14 protein-coding genes are annotated in these 16880 nt (G+C 44.4%); 2 read left to right on the forward strand and 12 right to left on the reverse strand.

Annotation, left to right across the window (positions count from 1 at the left end):
• Positions 1-2 precede the first annotated feature (2 nt).
• The 5 genes from sucC to mltG all read right to left on the reverse strand — a co-directional run bounded on the left by sucC (position 3) and on the right by mltG (position 6870).
• On the reverse strand, positions 3-1172 hold the full coding sequence (sucC, locus tag SULKU_RS07355; RefSeq protein ID WP_013460320.1) for an ADP-forming succinate--CoA ligase subunit beta: 1170 nt from the start codon (positions 1170-1172) through the stop codon (positions 3-5).
• A gap of 20 nt (positions 1173-1192) precedes the next feature.
• Positions 1193-2584: a class II fumarate hydratase gene (fumC, locus tag SULKU_RS07360; RefSeq protein WP_013460321.1), complete on the reverse strand. Its 1392-nt coding sequence runs from the start codon at positions 2582-2584 to the stop codon at positions 1193-1195.
• Complete coding sequence (gene mdh / locus SULKU_RS07365; RefSeq protein ID WP_013460322.1) at positions 2584-3543, reverse strand: malate dehydrogenase; 960 nt, start codon at positions 3541-3543, stop codon at positions 2584-2586. The genes fumC and mdh overlap by 1 nt, the downstream gene beginning before the upstream one ends.
• A gap of 139 nt (positions 3544-3682) precedes the next feature.
• Positions 3683-5878 carry an NADP-dependent isocitrate dehydrogenase gene (locus tag SULKU_RS07370; protein WP_013460323.1) on the reverse strand — a complete coding sequence of 732 codons (2196 nt, stop codon included), beginning with the start codon at positions 5876-5878 and terminating at the stop codon, positions 3683-3685.
• 101 nt (positions 5879-5979) lie between these two features.
• Entirely contained in the window at positions 5980-6870 is an 891-nt protein-coding gene (gene mltG / locus SULKU_RS07375; protein ID WP_013460324.1) for an endolytic transglycosylase MltG, read from the reverse strand.
• Between mltG and SULKU_RS07380 the strand changes: the two genes are divergently transcribed.
• Positions 6854-10024: a YhdP family protein gene (locus tag SULKU_RS07380; protein ID WP_049766969.1), complete on the forward strand. Its 3171-nt coding sequence runs from the start codon at positions 6854-6856 to the stop codon at positions 10022-10024. The two genes, mltG and SULKU_RS07380, sit on opposite strands and share 17 nt — an antisense overlap.
• Position 10025: 1 nt before the next feature.
• Here the strand turns inward: SULKU_RS07380 and SULKU_RS07385 are convergent, their stop codons facing one another.
• From SULKU_RS07385 to SULKU_RS07415, 6 genes are read right to left on the reverse strand one after another with little or no spacing between them, the layout of a single operon-like run.
• Complete coding sequence (locus SULKU_RS07385; RefSeq protein ID WP_013460326.1) at positions 10026-11228, reverse strand: ArsS family sensor histidine kinase; 1203 nt, start codon at positions 11226-11228, stop codon at positions 10026-10028.
• A 3-nt stretch (positions 11229-11231) separates the two neighbouring features.
• Positions 11232-11903, reverse strand: coding sequence for a response regulator transcription factor (locus SULKU_RS07390; protein WP_013460327.1), 672 nt, complete (start codon positions 11901-11903; stop codon positions 11232-11234).
• Complete coding sequence (locus SULKU_RS07395) at positions 11896-12276, reverse strand: Spy/CpxP family protein refolding chaperone (RefSeq protein WP_013460328.1); 381 nt, start codon at positions 12274-12276, stop codon at positions 11896-11898. Before SULKU_RS07395 ends, SULKU_RS07390 begins: the two co-directional genes overlap by 8 nt.
• Before the next feature lie 13 nt (positions 12277-12289).
• On the reverse strand, positions 12290-13393 hold the full coding sequence (locus SULKU_RS15015; RefSeq protein WP_013460329.1) for a cytochrome b/b6 domain-containing protein: 1104 nt from the start codon (positions 13391-13393) through the stop codon (positions 12290-12292).
• Between the two features lie 19 nt (positions 13394-13412).
• Positions 13413-13952: a diheme cytochrome c gene (locus tag SULKU_RS07410; protein WP_013460330.1), complete on the reverse strand. Its 540-nt coding sequence runs from the start codon at positions 13950-13952 to the stop codon at positions 13413-13415.
• A 15-nt stretch (positions 13953-13967) separates the two neighbouring features.
• A complete protein-coding gene (locus tag SULKU_RS07415) occupies positions 13968-14375 on the reverse strand; it encodes a DUF1924 domain-containing protein (RefSeq protein ID WP_013460331.1) in 408 nt (135 codons plus the stop codon).
• Between the two features lie 143 nt (positions 14376-14518).
• Here SULKU_RS07415 and SULKU_RS07420 point away from each other — a divergent pair, with 143 nt between their 5' ends.
• The gene (locus tag SULKU_RS07420; protein WP_013460332.1) at positions 14519-14707 is read left to right on the forward strand and encodes a hypothetical protein; all 189 of its coding nucleotides are present in this window, start codon (positions 14519-14521) and stop codon (positions 14705-14707) included.
• Positions 14708-14830: 123 nt separating this feature from the next.
• On the opposite strand, the gene SULKU_RS07425 is transcribed toward SULKU_RS07420, so the two are convergent.
• Positions 14831-16879, reverse strand: coding sequence for a putative bifunctional diguanylate cyclase/phosphodiesterase (locus tag SULKU_RS07425; protein WP_013460333.1), 2049 nt, complete (start codon positions 16877-16879; stop codon positions 14831-14833).
• Position 16880: the final 1 nt, after the last annotated feature.

The raw sequence follows: 16880 nt of genomic DNA on the forward strand, positions 1-16880 counted from the left end.
ATTTATGCTCCTTTTGCTGCTGCAACGGCTTTACGCGCACCGTCTGCAAGATCGGTAGCAGCAATGATATTTGAGATTCCGGCATTGTTTAAAATTTCAGCCGCTTCAATTGCGTTGGTTCCATCCAGACGAACGATAACCGGTACATCGACTTTCGTCAGTTTTGTCGCTTCCAAAATACCGTTTGCAACACGGTCACAACGAACAATTCCGCCGAAAATATTGACAAAAATCGCTTTTACGTTCGGGTCTTTCAAAATGATTTCGAACCCTTTTGCAACGGTTTCGGCATTTGCTCCGCCGCCCACGTCAAGGAAGTTAGCCGGTTTTCCGCCTTCATAGTTGATCGTATCCATCGTACCCATCGCAAGACCGGCACCGTTAACCATACAACCGACGTCACCGTCAAGTTTGATATAGCTAAGACCGAATTTGCCCGCTTCGATTTCAGTCGGTTCTTCTTCGCTCAAATCACGCATTTCATTCACTTGCGATTGGCGATAAAGGGCGTTGTTATCAAATCCCATTTTCGCATCAAGCGCCAAGAATTTGCCGTCACCCGTTTTGATCAACGGATTGATTTCGATCATCTCGGCATCGTGATCCATGTAGACACGATAAAGTGCGGATGCAAATTTGATAAACGTATTGATCTCTTCGACCGGAAGTCCGAGACCGAACGCCAATTTGCGCCCGTGGAAACTTTGAAACCCTGTCAACGGATCGATGGCTACTTTGATAATCTTTTCCGGAGAATCGTGTGCAACATCTTCAATCGCCATACCACCCTCAGTTGATGCCATCATGATCGGCATTTCCGATGCACGGTCAAGCAACATACCCAGGTAGTACTCTTTTTTAATGTCCGCACCCTCTTCTATGTAAACTTTTTGTACGAGTTTACCTTCCGGTCCAGTTTGATGTGTAACGAGCTGCATACCGAGAATTTGACTGGCCAATTCGCGTACTTCAGAAGTAGAACGGGCAAGTTTAACCCCGCCGCCCAAACCGCGTCCGCCGGCATGAATTTGAGCTTTAACCACCCAAACACTGCCGCCGAGTTCTTGTGCCGCTTTAACAGCCTCATCCGGTGTAAAAGCAATGTGACCGCGCGGTGTCGGTACGTTGTATTTTTTGAATAGTTCTTTAGCTTGATATTCGTGAATATTCATCCATTCCTCCTGTTATAAGTTTACGCTATTGGTCTTGTCATCTCTTCCGGGATGACATATTTATCGAACTCTTCCGCTGTAAGAAGACCGAGTTTGATCGCGGTCTCTTTCAATGTAGAGTTTTCTTTATGCGCCGTTTTGGCGATTTTTGCCGCATTTTCATATCCGATATACGGATTTAGTGCCGTTACCAGCATCAATGAGTTGTTCAGATATGCATCGATTTGCTCGCGAACCGGCTCGATACCGACGGCGCAGTTATCATTGAACGATACGATTGAATCAGCCAATAAACGGACCGACTGCAAAAAGTTATACGCAATGACCGGTTTGAATACATTAAGCTCAAAGTTCCCCTGGCTCGCCGCAAAACCGATACACGCATCGTTACCCATGACTTGACACGCAACCATCGTCACCGCTTCGCTTTGTGTCGGGTTGACTTTACCCGGCATAATCGATGAACCCGGCTCGTTTTCAGGAATCGTAATCTCGCCGATGCCGCAGCGAGGACCGCTCGCCAACCAACGGACATCATTTGCGATTTTCATCATATCTGCCGCAAGGGCCTTAAGGGCTCCGTGAGCGTATACGAGAGCGTCATGAGAGGTCAACGCATGAAACTTGTTCGGTGCGGTAACAAACTGATGCCCTGTGAGCTGTGATAGTTTTGCCGCTACGCGCTCGCCCAATTCAGGGTGTGCATTAAGTCCTGTGCCGACCGCTGTCCCGCCGAGTGCCAGTTCTCTAACCGACTCCAGAGAATCTTTCGCCATTTTCTCGCATTTGTTGAGCATCTCTACCCATCCGCTGATCTCTTGGCCGAGAGTAAGCGGAGTCGCATCTTGCAAATGGGTACGTCCGATTTTAACGATATCGCTGAACGCTTCAGATTTAGCTTGCAGCGTTTTACGCAAATGATCGATTGCCGGAAGAAGACGTGTCTCAACCGCAATGACTGAAGCAACGTGCAATGCCGTCGGATAGGTATCGTTGGAGCTTTGTGATTTGTTGACATCATCATTCGGATGAACCAATTTTTGAGTACGGAAATCACCGCCGAGAATTTCGGTAGCACGGCTAGCCAATACTTCGTTGTTGTTCATATTTGATTGCGTACCTGAACCCGTTTGCCATACGACAAGAGGATAATGCTCATCGAGTTTGCCTGAGAGCATTTCATCTGCAGCCTGAGCGATCGCATCGGCTTTTTCTTTGGATAGCATTCCAAGATCGCAGTTAACCAAAGCAACCGCTTTTTTCAGATAAGAGAATGCACGTGTGATTTCATACGGCATTTTCTCTTCCCCGATTTGGAAGTTTTCCAAAGAACGCTGTGTTTGCGCTCCCCAGTAAGTGTCGTTCGGTACCCGAACTTCACCCATCGTATCCTTTTCGATGCGATAACTCATTATTTGGCTCCTTCAAAAAATTTATTGGCATTCAACGTATCGATCAATCCCTGAACCGATTTGCACGATGCGGCAAACATCGCTTTTTCCGTCTCATTGAGTGTGACTTCGATAATTTTTTCAGCACCGTTGGCTCCAAGCATTACCGGTACACCGCTGACAACATCGTTAAATCCGTATTCGCCCTCGAGATAGACGGCACACGGATGGATTTGTTTCGTGTCTTTTAAAATCGCTTCGACCATAATCGCTGTTGCTTTTGCCGGAGCGTAGTACGCTGATCCCGTTTGGAGCAATGCAACGATTTCGGCTCCCCCTTTACGGGTACGCTGAACGATCTCATCGATCTCTTCATGCGTCAATACATCCGACAACGGTACACCCGCAACGGTCGAATAGCGAGGCAGCGGAACCATGTCATCGCCATGCCCCCCCATGACCGAAGCACGGATCTGCCCGCCTCCGTATCCGAGTTTTTCTTGGATAAATGCCGCCATACGGGCACTGTCCAAAACGCCCGCCATACCGATAACACGGCTTCGGTCAAATCCGCTTTCGCGCAATGCGACGTAAGTCATAGCATCCAACGGGTTAGAGACCATAATGACGATAGCGTTCGGAGAGTATTTTGCAACCCCTTCGATCACTTCACGGGTTACTTTTGCATTAATCATCAATAAATCATCACGACTCATACCCGGAAGACGCGGGCTTCCTGCAGTGATGACAACGACATCACAATCGGTCATATCCGCCATGCTCTCAGCTACGGTAACAATAGAGTGCGATCGTACCGCCGCTGCGGCTTGTGACATATCGAGTGCTTTACCTTTGGCAATCTCGATTTTATTGTCGCGTAAAATAATCTCATGGCAAGAGCCGAGCATTGCAAGCGAGTAGGCAATCGTCGATCCGACATTTCCTGCCCCTACGATTCCGACGCGTTTTCCTTTTACCATTCCATACTCCTTGTGTCATATCACTATTGCTCTCTGAAAAACAGAGAGAAATAAAAGACGATTCAATCGCCTTTTATCTATAGAAAAGCATTCTACAGATAAAAAGCGATCGGGGAGTTTCCCCAATCGTTGCTATCGTTTAGATAGCGGCAATAATTGCGTTAAGTGTAGCACTTGGACGCATTGCTTTTTCAGTTTTAGCAAAATCAGGGTGGAAGTAACCGCCGATATCTTGTGCTTTACCTTCTACTGAAAGAAGTTCTTCCATAATTTTTGCTTCATTTTCACTCAATGCTTTAGCAACCGGAGCAAAACGTGCTGCCAATTCAGCATCTACCGTTTGATTTGCAAGAGCTTTTGCCCAGAATTGTGCCAAAAAGAAGTGGCTAGCTTTGTTATCCGGCTCACCCGCTTTACGAGAAGGCTCTTTATTGTTGTCCAAATAAGCCGCATTTGCTTCATCAAGCGCAGCAGTCAATGCCGACAACTTGTTGCTTTTTTCGGTTTTGTTAATGTGACGCATCGCTTCTGCCAAAGCAAGGAACTCACCGAGTGAATCCCAGCGAAGGTGACCCTCATTAACAAATTGGTCTACGTGTTTAGGAGCAGATCCGCCCGCACCTGTTTCAAACAATCCGCCGCCCGCAAGCAATGGAACGATAGAAAGCATTTTAGCAGATGTTCCGAGTTCTAAGATAGGGAACAAGTCTGTCAAATAGTCACGCAAAACGTTACCGGTTGCAGAAATCGTATTTTGTCCTGCACGTACACGTTTTAGTGAGAACGCCATCGCTTTTTCAGGAGCCATGATGTGGTACTCAACGTTTGATTTGTTGAATTCCGGAAGATACGCGTTCACTTTTTTGATGATGTTTGCATCATGTGCACGGTTTTCATCCAACCAGAAGACTACCGGAACGTTTTCGATTTCTGAACGCTCAACCGCAAGACGTACCCAGTCTTTAACCGGAATGTCTTTTGTGCGGGACATACGCCAGATATCACCTTTCTCAACGTTGAAGCTCATCAAAGCACCGCTTGCATCGCTTACCGTTACAACACCGTCTTCGTTCATTTCAAATGTTGTCGGGTGTGAGCCGTACTCTTCCGCTTTTTGAGCCATCAAACCGACATTCGATACCGATCCCATTGTAGTAACGTCGAATTGACCGTTGATTTTACAATCTTCGATGATTTCCGAGTACATTGTCGCATAACAACGATCCGGGATTGTAACGATACATTGGTTTACTTTTCCGTCCGGTCCCCACATTTTTCCGCCGTCACGTACGACAACCGGAAGCGACGCATCAATGATGATGTCGTTCGAGAAGTGAAGATTTGTAATCCCTTTATCCGAATCAACCATCGCCATCGGAGCGCGTGATGCGTATACCGCTTGCATTGCAGCATTGATTTCAGCTTGTTTTTCTGCTGAAAGTTTTTGCATTTTCTTCTCAAGATCGCCAAGACCAAGATTCGGGTTAACACCGACCGATTTGAAATCGTCCGCAAATTTTTCATAAACGTCTTTGAAGAACACTGAAACCGCATGGCCGAACATGATCGGGTCACTTACTTTCATCATCGTGGCTTTAAGGTGAATCGACCAAAGAATCCCTTTTTCTTTTGCTTCATCCATAGACTCAGCCAAGAAAGAGCGAAGTGCTTTAGCAGACATAAATGTACCGTCAAGAACTTCTTTGTCTTTTGCGTCGATCTCTTTAAGAGTTTTTCCGTTCAAAGCGATCGTCACTTTACCGTCACCGTTTTTGATGATTGACTGCTCGTTTGCATAGAAATCACCGCTGTTCATGTGGGCAACGCGAGTTTTTGAACCCTCATCCCATCCACGAAGTTTGTGTGGATTTTTCTTAGCAAAGTTTTTAACCGCAACCGCCGCACGGCGATCCGAGTTACCTTCACGAAGAACCGGGTTAACCGCTGAACCTAAACATGCAGAATAGCGTGCTTGGATCTCTTTTTCTTCATCATTTTTAGGCTCTTCCGGGTAGTTCGGAAGATCATAGCCTTGTGATTGAAGCTCTTCAATACACGCTTTAAGCTGTGGAATCGAAGCTGAAATGTTCGGTAATTTGATAATAACACCGTCCGGTTGAGTTGCAACTACGCCTAATTGTGCAAGATTGTCCGGAATACGTTGAGCGTCTGTCATACGTTCTGGAAATGTTGCGATAACACGACCTGCGAGTGAGATATCACTTGTTACGACTTCCACGCCTGCTGCTTTTGTGAATGCATTTACGATCGGTAGTAGCGAGTATGTCGCTAATGCCGGTGCTTCATCAATTACTGACCAAATGATTTTTGCCATCAGGTTCTCCTGTTATTTTTTTTATGCAAGCATCATAACACTGTAGTTCGATTTTTTTTCACTTTGTAACATCACAGGAGGGCAAAAGTTGACAAAGTGTTTCATTTTGTAGCATTTACTATGTTTTTATGGTGTGTAGAAAAGTAACTACTGTAGACATGCTCCCCATCCTTACCTCGTACGAAATAAAGATAATCGGTATGTGCGGGATGGAGTGCCGCCGCAATGGCTTCTTTGGAAACATTGCATACGGGATATTGAGGCAAACCTTTGTTTTTATAAGTATTATAGGGGCTTGTATCGGTTCTTATACGACGTGCCGTAACCTTTTGATGTGAGAATTCTCCATAATTTAACGTACCGTCCATTTGGAGTCTCATCCCTTTTTTGATCCGATTGTCAATAACGGAGCTCACATACGGCATATCGCCAACAGATGAGGCTTCTTTTTGGATAACGGACGCTTTTGTTACGATTTGTAACCATTTTTCACTATCGGGTTGTAAAAGATTCTCAGAAGCTATCTTTTTCATTATTCGATCAGATTCGTTCAAGAGATGAACGATCAGTTTCTCTTCACTGAATTCATTGGGAATGCTGTAAGTTTCAGGGACAAAATTTCCCTCTTTCAAACGGGCATGTTCGTCATACGCTTCACGAAGTTTATTGAGGTCTAATGAAAGTTCTTTTGCGAGCTGTTGTAAAAAAATCTCCGTAGTCTCTCCCGGAATCAATGTGACGGCTCTGCTCACCGCTTTTGCCGTTGTAAGCCGATAAAGATACCCTATACGTGTCATATTTTCGTCTTTAATGTCAATCCATCCCTGTTGGGGTTTGCCCAATAAACGTAAAATAAATGCATCGATTTTATAGACGTTGACCCCTTCGTTTTGGAGGTGTGATATACTTTTAAAGACGGAACCTTTCGGAATATATACGATTTTGGGTGATGTGACGGTGGAGAACAGGTAGGTCATGAAAGATATAATCATCACCAAAATCATTCCGAAAACCCATAAGAGTATTTTACTTTTTTTAGTTTTTACTTTTTTTCTCGGTTTTTTCACGTTTGTCGCTTTGCTTGAGGGATTTAGCATTGATCACCTGAAATTAGGTAAGGTCAAAGTTGAGAAATTATACCTAAAATGGGACAACTCCCTTCAGATAAAAGCATCAAAAATAGATTTAAGCGGCTTAAAAAACAGTGATGAGCCTTTTACGCTAAAACCCCTCTCTAAACTTCCCCGATACATACGCTGGACTGAAAAGTGGGTAGAATCCATTCAAATTGATATTATTAAGTATGACGACAACGTGGCTTCATTGTTTTATCGTAAAGGTGAAGTAGGTACACTATCCGTAGGAGATGAATCGAACCGTACACAAGGGACATTTGAGCTTAATGAGAGGGACTTTGCCGTCACTTTGCCCTCCTATGCATTGAAAAACGGTATTTTTTCAACCAAACTGCATATTAATCTTCTTAATCAGCATCTTAACGCCGCCATCATGGCGAATTTTCCACAAACACCTCGCTTAACACTCAATATTTCCGGAGATTCCGATTTGCTGAGTTTCTCCCTCTTCGCCGATAACTCGTTGACAACACTCAAGCCGTTAATCGATTTTTTCAATCTCGATCCCGAAATTACCCCATGGATTGTCGACTACGCAAAAGCCTCATCTCTACATCTAAAGCGATTACACGGGACATGCCATTATGATACCCCCGAAGAGCTTATAGAAACACTTACGGCGGATGCTACCGTCATTGATGCGTCATATACCTTTGCTCAAGGGTTTGAGCCTATTCGCTCCCCTCAAATCGATTTGAATTTTCGCAAAGGAAAACTTTATATCTTCCCTAAAAATGGGACGTTTTATACGCTTCCTACCGAACAGAGCCATGTAATCATCGATTTTATGACACCGCATACTATGCTGGATGCCTATATCCGGACACAGCATGCCAAACTCAATGATCCGATTTTATCTCTTTTGACATTTTACGATATCCATTTGCCGATCAAACAACAAAAAGGGGAATGTGCGGTAGATTTAAATCTCTCCATTAATCTCCATTCGCTGGATACGACCGGCAAAGGGGAATTCATCCCTACCGCTTCTGAAATCCTACTCGATAAAATCTTGCTCAACACCGAAAACGGGATCGTAAAAGTCAATCGAAATCATGTAACGTTTGAAAATTTTATCGCCCATTACGGCAATGACGTTGCCCATGCGAACGTCACCGGTGAGTACGATACCAAAAAAGAGAGAGGGGTCGTTTCCATTAATGCCTACGCAGTCTCACCCGTAAAAGGGAGCCTAAGCCTTTTTGATTCTAAAGAGCCGCTTCGTGTCGCCTATGTCATCGCCCCGGACGGCGATACTCTCAATGTAGAAAAATCTCACTGGAACCTTTTAGGAGAAAAATTAACGATTGAAGGGTTCCGTGCTCCGTTTGATTATCATCGTGCCTATACGGCAATCAATTCAGTCCCTTTTATCCTCTCCGATTCCGTTAAAGGAAAAATCAATGCCGCATTTGACGGTACAAAAAAACTATCCGACATTAAAGTCCGTCTGAATGAATTTAAACTTGGCGAAGTCAAGCTCAACCAATCCCAATTTGATGTAGATTTGCACTACAGTGACGAAATGCTGAAACTACGGATCAGCAGCGCTTCCGCATGGTCGATTCATCAGCTCCCTCTTCTCGTATCCCCCTTTAGTGCAATCCTTAAAAATGATCTTATAACATTTGATCAGATTGAAACTGTACTGGGTGATTTATTCAAAGGGAACTTTACGGGAACCTATCGCATGAATACCCATAAGGGGACAATCCGCCTGAGTAACATGATTCCTATTTCTCCTAAATTGACCCCGATCATAGAATCTAAAGAGTCGATCAATTTAATCGTTGACGCTACAAGCGATCCGATCCAAATCGATGCCCCCGAGCTAAAAGCCCATTTTTCGACCATATCAACCGGATGGAAAATTTTATTGAACGACATTTCTCTGATTTCCAAAAAATCCCCTATTTTACGACGCTACAATATCAATAACGGCTATTTGAATCTCTACTATACGGGAGAGAGTTCCCGCTTCCTTTTTAACGGAGAAATTGACTACCTCTATCCGCTCATGGTCGTCAACAATCTTCCGATAGAACATTACAAGTTTAGCGGCTCACATCAAAACGATGTCACACAAATCAGGGTTAACGACCGTTTAACGATTACCCATTCTCCCGAAAATATCTATATACGAGCTAACAATACCGGCCTGAACATGCCGGTTTTATTCAAATTTCTCTCTGCACACACCGAAGAGAGTGATGTATCATCATCTGACGATGCGTCAAAGCCCATCAATATTCATGCGACCAATTCCTATTTGTATCTCATGAAAGACAGAAAGATCGTGACCGATACGCTAGACGCGACACTCAACAACGATAATTTCGATGCATCGCTCCAGCATATGAACGGTTCGGCAACCCTCAAAATACGAAATAATCTTTTCTCAATCAACGGGAAAGGATTTAACGATAAGTTTATGGAACATCTTTTTGCCCTCAGCGATTTCAGCGGCGGAACCTTTGCTTTCGAAGCAAAAGGGAAAACCGATTCTTTTGACGGATTGATGAGAGTTGAAAATACCATTCTTAAAGATTATAAAGTCCTCAACAACGTACTGGCATTTGTAAATACCGTCCCATCCTTGGCAACATTTTCCCTTCCGACCTATAATTCCAAAGGGTTGCCGGTTAATGAAGGATATGCCCATTTCGCTTATCAAAAAGGGATCGTTTCCGTCGACAATTTCACCCTTAACTCGCCTGAAATCAAAATCACCGGTAACGCTCAGGCCAATTTTAATGCCAATCAGCTTGATGGGGTACTGACACTGAAAACCGATTTGGGATCGAAACTCGGCAAAGTGCCGATGGTAGGGTATATTCTTCTGGGGGAAGACGGCTCGCTCTCTACTACGCTGACGCTCAGCGGAAAACTCGATGATCCTAAAATCAGTACCGCTATCGCCAAAGAGATCGTCACCGCACCTTTTAATATCCTGCGAAGAACGTTGGTTTATCCGTTTTTATGGATGCTGGACGATAAAAATAAAAAATAATTTATTGAACAGTTATAGAAAAACAGTGCTCTTCATTTTCATATCGATAGGAGAGCAAAAAGCCGTGTTTGGCAACAATTTTACTGACAATATTTAGTCCGAGTCCGAAGCCATCGGTCGTGCGCGAACTTTCCTGACGGGTAAAGGGTGTCAGAAAATAACTGAACTCTTTTTCCAAAGGATCTCCGTGATTATAAATATTAATGCTCTTTGACGCGGCTTCCAGCCGTATCGGCAGCCGATCCGCGTATTTCAGCGCATTATCGAGCAGATTTTTTAACGCAAGCGATAAATACTGCAAATCGCCCGTTATCGAAAAATTCTCTTCGATACGGACCTCGATATTCGATTCATCGATCAGATAGAGTTTTGAAAGGGCCTCCATAACGAGTGTTTCGGCACTGAAGCTCTCCGATTGGATCGAATCGGTTGCCTGAAGTTTTTCGATCTCTAAAAGCTCCTGAGTCAGTTGCTCAAGCTCTTTAAACGAATGTTTCAGCGAATCGCGTATGTTCGATTCCTCCAACTGTTCCAGCGCAAACATTCCGCGCGCTATCGGGGTTCTAAGCTCGTGCCCCACATCCCGTAAAAGTTCCTGACGCGACCGTATCAGATTCTCTATCGTTTGCGCCATCTCGTTGTAGCTGCGTGCGACTTCGCCTATCTCGTCACGCGAATGTATCGGACTGCGGCTGCGGTACTCTCCCTGCGCAAATCGGCGCATGCTCGCCGTTATCGAATGGAGTGGTGAGAGCATTCGAAGGATGATAAAAAATATAATGGCCAAAACAACGATATCGGCGATAACAAGGACATTGAGTATCCACCCCTCTTTCTGAGCCCTCTGAAGTGTTATATCGCGCAAATAGATATCATCGTCGAAGTAGCGGATATGGAGAATATAATCCCCCTCATCCGCCTTTAGGATTTCCAATAATCCAAAGGTGTGCGATTGGCGCAACATAACCAGTTTCGAATCCACAGGAGATATCTTGACCAAATTCAGGCTCCGAAATCTGTCGTTAAGCTCATCGGCGGTTGACGTTGCCATCCAACTAAATATTTTTCGTCCGTCAAGGAGATATTTTTGTAGAACGACCGATTCGTATTTTTGGGTATTGATCGTATCGATTTTGTACCCTATCCCGACCATCAGAGCCAGACTGATCAAAAATAATACGGTGATTTTTGTAAAAATAGACATACGTTACCCCGTAAATTTATAGCCGATACCCCATACCGATTTGATATAGCGGGGCTCTTTGGCATCGTCACCGATTTTGAGGCGAATATTGCTGATGTGCATATCGACGGTGCGATGCTTCATCTCATCTTCAAGCCCTAAAGAACCGATGATCTGATCGCGTGAGAGGTTTTTACCGCGATTTTTAATCAGAAGTATAAATATATCGAACTCGATCCGCGTCAAGTCGATCGGATACCCCTCCATCATCACTGTCTTATTGGTTTCGTCAATCGTAAAATCGGATACGACGAGCTCATTTTTACGCCCGTAGCGGCGCAATACCGCCTCGATGCGAAGGACAAGCTCGCGAGGCTCATAGGGCTTGTCAAGATAATCATCGGCTCCTAAATCGTAGCCGTATATTTTGTTTCCGATATCGGTGCGGGCGGATGAGATAATGATGGGAATATCCAACTGAGATTTAATCATCTTTGCCACATCGAATCCGTCCATCCCCGGCAGCATCAGATCCAATACGACGATGTCAAACGGTTCTTTCTCCACCAGCAGCCGATCAAGCGCTTTTTTCGGATCGGCATATCCGGCTGTTTCAAATCCGTACGATTTCAAAAAAGAGATAATCAATTCCTGAAGCGAAAGATCGTCTTCGATCAACAATACCTTTCTACTCAATGTCCCACTCCTTTATATGGGCGATAAAGCGCCGTTTTTGCTCAGAAGTCAAAATAGTATGAAGCCGCTCGAATAACCGGGTACGAATCTCTACGGAAGCTTTCTCCCTCTCCAGGTTTTTAGCCCGGAACATCTCCGCATCGAACGTCGGATTCAAAAACAAGGCATTAAGTTCTTCTTGGGTTTTCTCGCTTTGATGATGATAGCGGCGATAAGAATGCTGATACTCTTTCATAGCCTCTTCAACGGCTCGATGCTGCTGCTTGTTCAATCCCAAATCATGAAGATCCATCGGAAGACGATGATCGTCGGCATATAAGGGATTCATTCCGATCAGAAACATTAGCGTCAATACAAAGACAATCCGTTTCATCTTATCCTCTTTTTCATATCGCTTTTATGGCGTTATCTTCGATGGTCCCCTGCTCTATGTCACTGTGACACACTTTACAGTTTGCGCGGCTTTTGACCTTCTCGCTTGCAAAGACGTCAGCCGCGATATTTTTATGTCTCTTTTTCCAAAACGGCGTTTGGGTAATTGCTATCATATCGCGTTTTTGAAGCGATTGCACCATTTTTACCGACATCTCCTGCGTCGAGGTTTCTGCCGAGTGGGCTAAAAGATACGCTAATATCGTTTGGTGATCGGCGGGGTCAAGCGAAGCATCATCGCCGAAATGGTTTGACAAATCCCCCATCAACGCCGACCATGATTCTTTCGGAAGAAGGGTCGGCGGATAGAGGGTATGGCACGATGCGCATTCGTTGACGAAGACCGGATTTTCCTGCTCATAAGCTACTTTTTGGTTGTGTCCCGCAATCAACGGATTATTAGGAACACTCAGAGTGTAAATGAGCAATCCGATAGCTCCGCCGATGCCGATGAGAGCGACCGTTTTCTGCGGTACAGTGAGAACAGCACTCTCCCCCTCACTGTTTTTGTGCCCGTCGATCATAGAGGGGAGTGTCCGTTCCTCTTTATGCAACATTCTATCGACGATGACACCGCCTACGTGAGCCGCGATTAAAATCCACAAAAGATTGACGAAAAATTCGTGTACCTCTTCAAACACCTTCATCTCTTGGAAATATCCGCTGTGCAAAAATGCCAAAATACCGCGGTTTTCCTGTATTCCGTATGCGAATATTCCGCTGATCACGGCCAATACGACCGTCAGAAGCATAGCGATCATCACATAGCTTGCCGCGGGATTGTGACCGACATAGTGCCGTGATGGGTTCAGGAGAGTCATCAGATACTCTTTGAGGGCATCAAATCGAAGTGTAAAATCGCCGAAACGGGAGTATTTTGGACCGATTATCCCCCACACGATCCGAAACACGACCAATACACCCGCCGCCATTCCCGCCGCTACGTGCAGTGAAAGCCAGCGATCTTCCAAGGAAGCAATCCAGCTGATAAGGATCAGGGAAACAAACAGCCAGTGAAACAGCCGTGTAGGCAGTGTCCAAACATATACCCGTTTCATAGTTGACTCCTAGAGTGGTTTAATCTTCCCAGCGCCCGTAATTCGGGATGCGGATTTCACGTTCGCGATAGCTTCCGCTTGATGCTTGGGTATGGCATGCATTACAGTTTGCGAAACTTTTTACTTCCGGCTGTGTGACCATTTTTTTGGTTACTTCACGGTGTTCACGTACGAAATACGGTGTTTCCGATATACGCAGAGCAACCGCTCCCTTCATATCGCTTGTGCGATCGTTTTTAGACGCATGGGTCGCCAAATAATTTTGGATCGTTTTGTGGTCGCTTGGATCGAGCGTGGCATCGGTACCGAAATGGTTCTCCAACGTATTCATCGTCTTGTCCCATGACCGCTTCGGCAGAAACTGCGGCTGATAGGCCATGTGACACGATCCGCACTCTTTTTGATACAACGCAACGGTCGATTTTTCTTGCGGCGTCATCGGTTTTGCTACAACGCTTGAAGAACGGTGTTCATGCTCTTCATGTTCATCTTCTGCATACAGATAAACTCCGCCGGCTAAAATTAGAGCGGCTACGGATAGATTTAAAAACTTCATCATTGTGGATCCTTTAGTTTAGTTTTTCATGATATAGGTGAGAACATCACCTTTTTCCTGTGCGCTCCCCTCACGGGCGTACACATCCATAAAATTGCGTTTGAGCCATTTATTCACCTCTTTGGTGCTGGTAAGACGCTGCGGATTCGCACGGGGCGAGAGCGGCTCGATCACTTTTCCGGTAAGAGAGTTTTTCCCCGGATTTGCAAGATTGAGTGTATGGCAGCTGGTACATGCCATCGGCTTGCCCTGCTTTCCGGTGTGGGTAGAGGTAAAAATCTCTTTTCCTCTGGCGGCATCAAAGCCGTTAAATGCACTGTTTTCGGCTTTAGCCGTTTTTGAGAGATCATTCATATACTGGAGCACTTCCGGCGATGCCGCCATAAGTGACATTGAGAACATTGTGACGATTGCAAGGTATTTCATAACCTTCCTCCTGTTTTTTGATGCTCTAATGCTACGCCAAAGTTGTCAATCCCTCACGTAAAATCCCTTGACACTTTCTTGACATTTAACAAATAGTGATTTATGACCGATATAACCATGAACCCCATTTAGGAGGTTACAAAATGGATCCGATCAGCAGCAGCAATTTAGGTAGTGGACTTGAAATCTATGCGATGAAAAAAGCGATTGATATTCAGGGACAGGGAATAATGAAAGTGTTAGAGAGTGCTATGCCTATGTCAGGTAGCTCGGGCACCGCTTCCGGCTCAGAGCTTACCGGCCTAGGTCAAAATCTTGACATAAAAGGTTAGTCTACAGCTATACGCTAGCTGTAGCGCCTCTCTATTCATTTCTGCAAATTATCACTTCAACGATTTTGAAAGCTTTTTTAATCCAATATCGTACAAAAACAATGCAATCGCAAGCACACGGACTCAAATAGATATGTGAAAATTCTGTGTCACAAGATCGGCTGCCATAGGTTTGAAATAATAATATCCTTGGGCGATCATACACCCTTCTCTTAACAAGAATTCTCCCTGCTCTTTTTGCTCAATTCCCTCTGCTACAATAGTCAGATTTAGCCCTTTGCATAAGTGAATCGTCGATTTTACGATTTCACAATCGGCTGCCGCAAACGGGAGATTATCAACAAAAGATTTATCGATTTTAAGTTTATGAATCGGGAGATTTTTCAGATATGCCAAGGAAGAATATCCCGTACCGAAATCATCGATCGCCAATTTGAACCCTTTTTCGGACAAGAGTGTGAGAATATTTTTGGAGTATTCCGGATCCTCCATCAAAATGCTCTCTGTCAGTTCCAATTCAATCCATTCGGGCTTGCAACCGTATTTATCGAGGATCAAAGGGATCGTTTTTTCTAGATTTCCGTGCATCAGCTGTTTAGCAGAGATATTTACCGCTATATAGCCTATCTCTACTCCTTCGCTCTTCCAATGCACAATTTGACGACATGCTTCATCAATAATCCATTCGCCTATGCTAATGATCAGCCCTGTCTCTTCCGCGATCGGAATGAATTTTACCGGCGGTACCATTCCCATGTCCGGATTATTCCAGCGTACCAGAGCTTCGACACCGATTATTTTGTTCTCTGACATATCGACCTGCGGCTGGTAATGCAAAATAAGTTCATTGTTTTTGAGCGCTTTTCGTAAACTGTTTTCCATAGTAAGCCGTTCATAGACTCTTTGGGTCAATTCATGCGTATAGAAACGGTAGGTATTTTTTCCCCTCTCTTTTGCCTGATACATGGCCGAATCGGCATTGCGCAACAGCTCTTCGGCATTTGCCGCATCTATAGGATAAAAACTGGCTCCGGCACTGCAACTAATAAAGATTTCGTAACCGTCTGCATCCAGAGGTTCGGTCAACAAATGAACAAATCTGTGAATTACACTTTCAACATATTCCATGCTCTGCGCATTCTCGACGATAATCGCAAATTCGTCTCCTCCGAAACGGGCTATAGACTCTTTGTCAATGGTTTTTTCAAGGCGTATAGCCACCTCCTGCAATACACGATCACCAATACTGTGGCCGAATGAATCGTTAATCTCTTTGAAACGGTCCAAATCAATAAACCATACGGCAAACGGCGTTTTATTTTGACGATAATCGTATATGAGACGGTTCAATTTTTCCACGAAACGGAGGCGGTTCGGAATCCCCGTAAGTAAATCGTAGTGAGCCGAATGGTCCAAAATATCCCGTTGCACTACTAGTGTCTTTTGTTTCTTTTCAAGCTCGGAGAGAGCATTTTTGAGATTTTCCTGGATACCGAGGAGCTTATTTTCCACTTTTTTAATCGATCGAGAGACGAAAAAGATCAATACAACCAAAAAACTGAACGTAATCACTATGACCCGAATCAATATCACTTTTGTTCGAGCAATCCGCTGATCCGCTCTGATCGAATTATCACGTTGAAACGTGTAAAGTTCGTCAAGCAAAAAGTCTTCATATTGCTTTAAAAAGACAATTCGGTTGTTTATATCCCGAATTTTGATGTAATAGGCACTGTTTTCATTCGCATTCAGACCTTCTCCTAACCGTCTCAAGAGAGATTTCTCCATCATATTCTGTTTTGAAAACAAATCATCCTGCAATAAGATTTCGACCTTGTCCAACTCGCTGACTATGATGTTTTTAAACTCAAACCACTCTTTTTTATCAAAAATATTCGGTGAGAGAGCATCGAATTTTTTTATAAACTCGCGCTCGGATTCAATAATCGTTTTTTTCTGCTGATCAAGATCTCCCGTCGTCAAAAGCCTCTCAGTATCGTATTTGAGTATAAACAGTGATTCGTAGGTCGATTTGCTTAGCTGTTCATCGGCAATAATCTGCTCATACTCTTTCAAGAGCGAACTCAGTAAAAAACCGACCACCAGCGATCCGAGCAAAATCGTGATAAAAGTAAGATTTGCTATGTGCCGAAGGGTTAAACTTTTCTGCATG

This window comes from Sulfuricurvum kujiense DSM 16994 (assembly GCF_000183725.1).
GTDB lineage: Bacteria > Campylobacterota > Campylobacteria > Campylobacterales > Sulfurimonadaceae > Sulfuricurvum > Sulfuricurvum kujiense.

What these genes read in the sequence shown, in the direction of transcription:
- SULKU_RS07410 (WP_013460330.1), bottom strand. Translation starts at nt 13,952, where the DNA reads ATGATGAAGTTTTTAAATCTATCCGTAGCCGCTCTAATTTTAGCCGGC.
- mdh (WP_013460322.1), bottom strand. Translation starts at nt 3,543, where the DNA reads ATGGTAAAAGGAAAACGCGTCGGAATCGTAGGGGCAGGAAATGTCGGA.
- SULKU_RS07420 (WP_013460332.1), top strand. Translation starts at nt 14,519, where the DNA reads ATGGATCCGATCAGCAGCAGCAATTTAGGTAGTGGACTTGAAATCTAT.
- SULKU_RS07385 (WP_013460326.1), bottom strand. Translation starts at nt 11,228, where the DNA reads ATGTCTATTTTTACAAAAATCACCGTATTATTTTTGATCAGTCTGGCT.
- SULKU_RS15015 (WP_013460329.1), bottom strand. Translation starts at nt 13,393, where the DNA reads ATGAAACGGGTATATGTTTGGACACTGCCTACACGGCTGTTTCACTGG.
- SULKU_RS07425 (WP_013460333.1), bottom strand. Translation starts at nt 16,879, where the DNA reads ATGCAGAAAAGTTTAACCCTTCGGCACATAGCAAATCTTACTTTTATC.
- SULKU_RS07380 (WP_049766969.1), top strand. Translation starts at nt 6,854, where the DNA reads ATGAAAGATATAATCATCACCAAAATCATTCCGAAAACCCATAAGAGT.
- SULKU_RS07415 (WP_013460331.1), bottom strand. Translation starts at nt 14,375, where the DNA reads ATGAAATACCTTGCAATCGTCACAATGTTCTCAATGTCACTTATGGCG.
- sucC (WP_013460320.1), bottom strand. Translation starts at nt 1,172, where the DNA reads ATGAATATTCACGAATATCAAGCTAAAGAACTATTCAAAAAATACAAC.
- mltG (WP_013460324.1), bottom strand. Translation starts at nt 6,870, where the DNA reads ATGATTATATCTTTCATGACCTACCTGTTCTCCACCGTCACATCACCC.
- fumC (WP_013460321.1), bottom strand. Translation starts at nt 2,584, where the DNA reads ATGAGTTATCGCATCGAAAAGGATACGATGGGTGAAGTTCGGGTACCG.
- SULKU_RS07370 (WP_013460323.1), bottom strand. Translation starts at nt 5,878, where the DNA reads ATGGCAAAAATCATTTGGTCAGTAATTGATGAAGCACCGGCATTAGCG.
- SULKU_RS07395 (WP_013460328.1), bottom strand. Translation starts at nt 12,276, where the DNA reads ATGAAACGGATTGTCTTTGTATTGACGCTAATGTTTCTGATCGGAATG.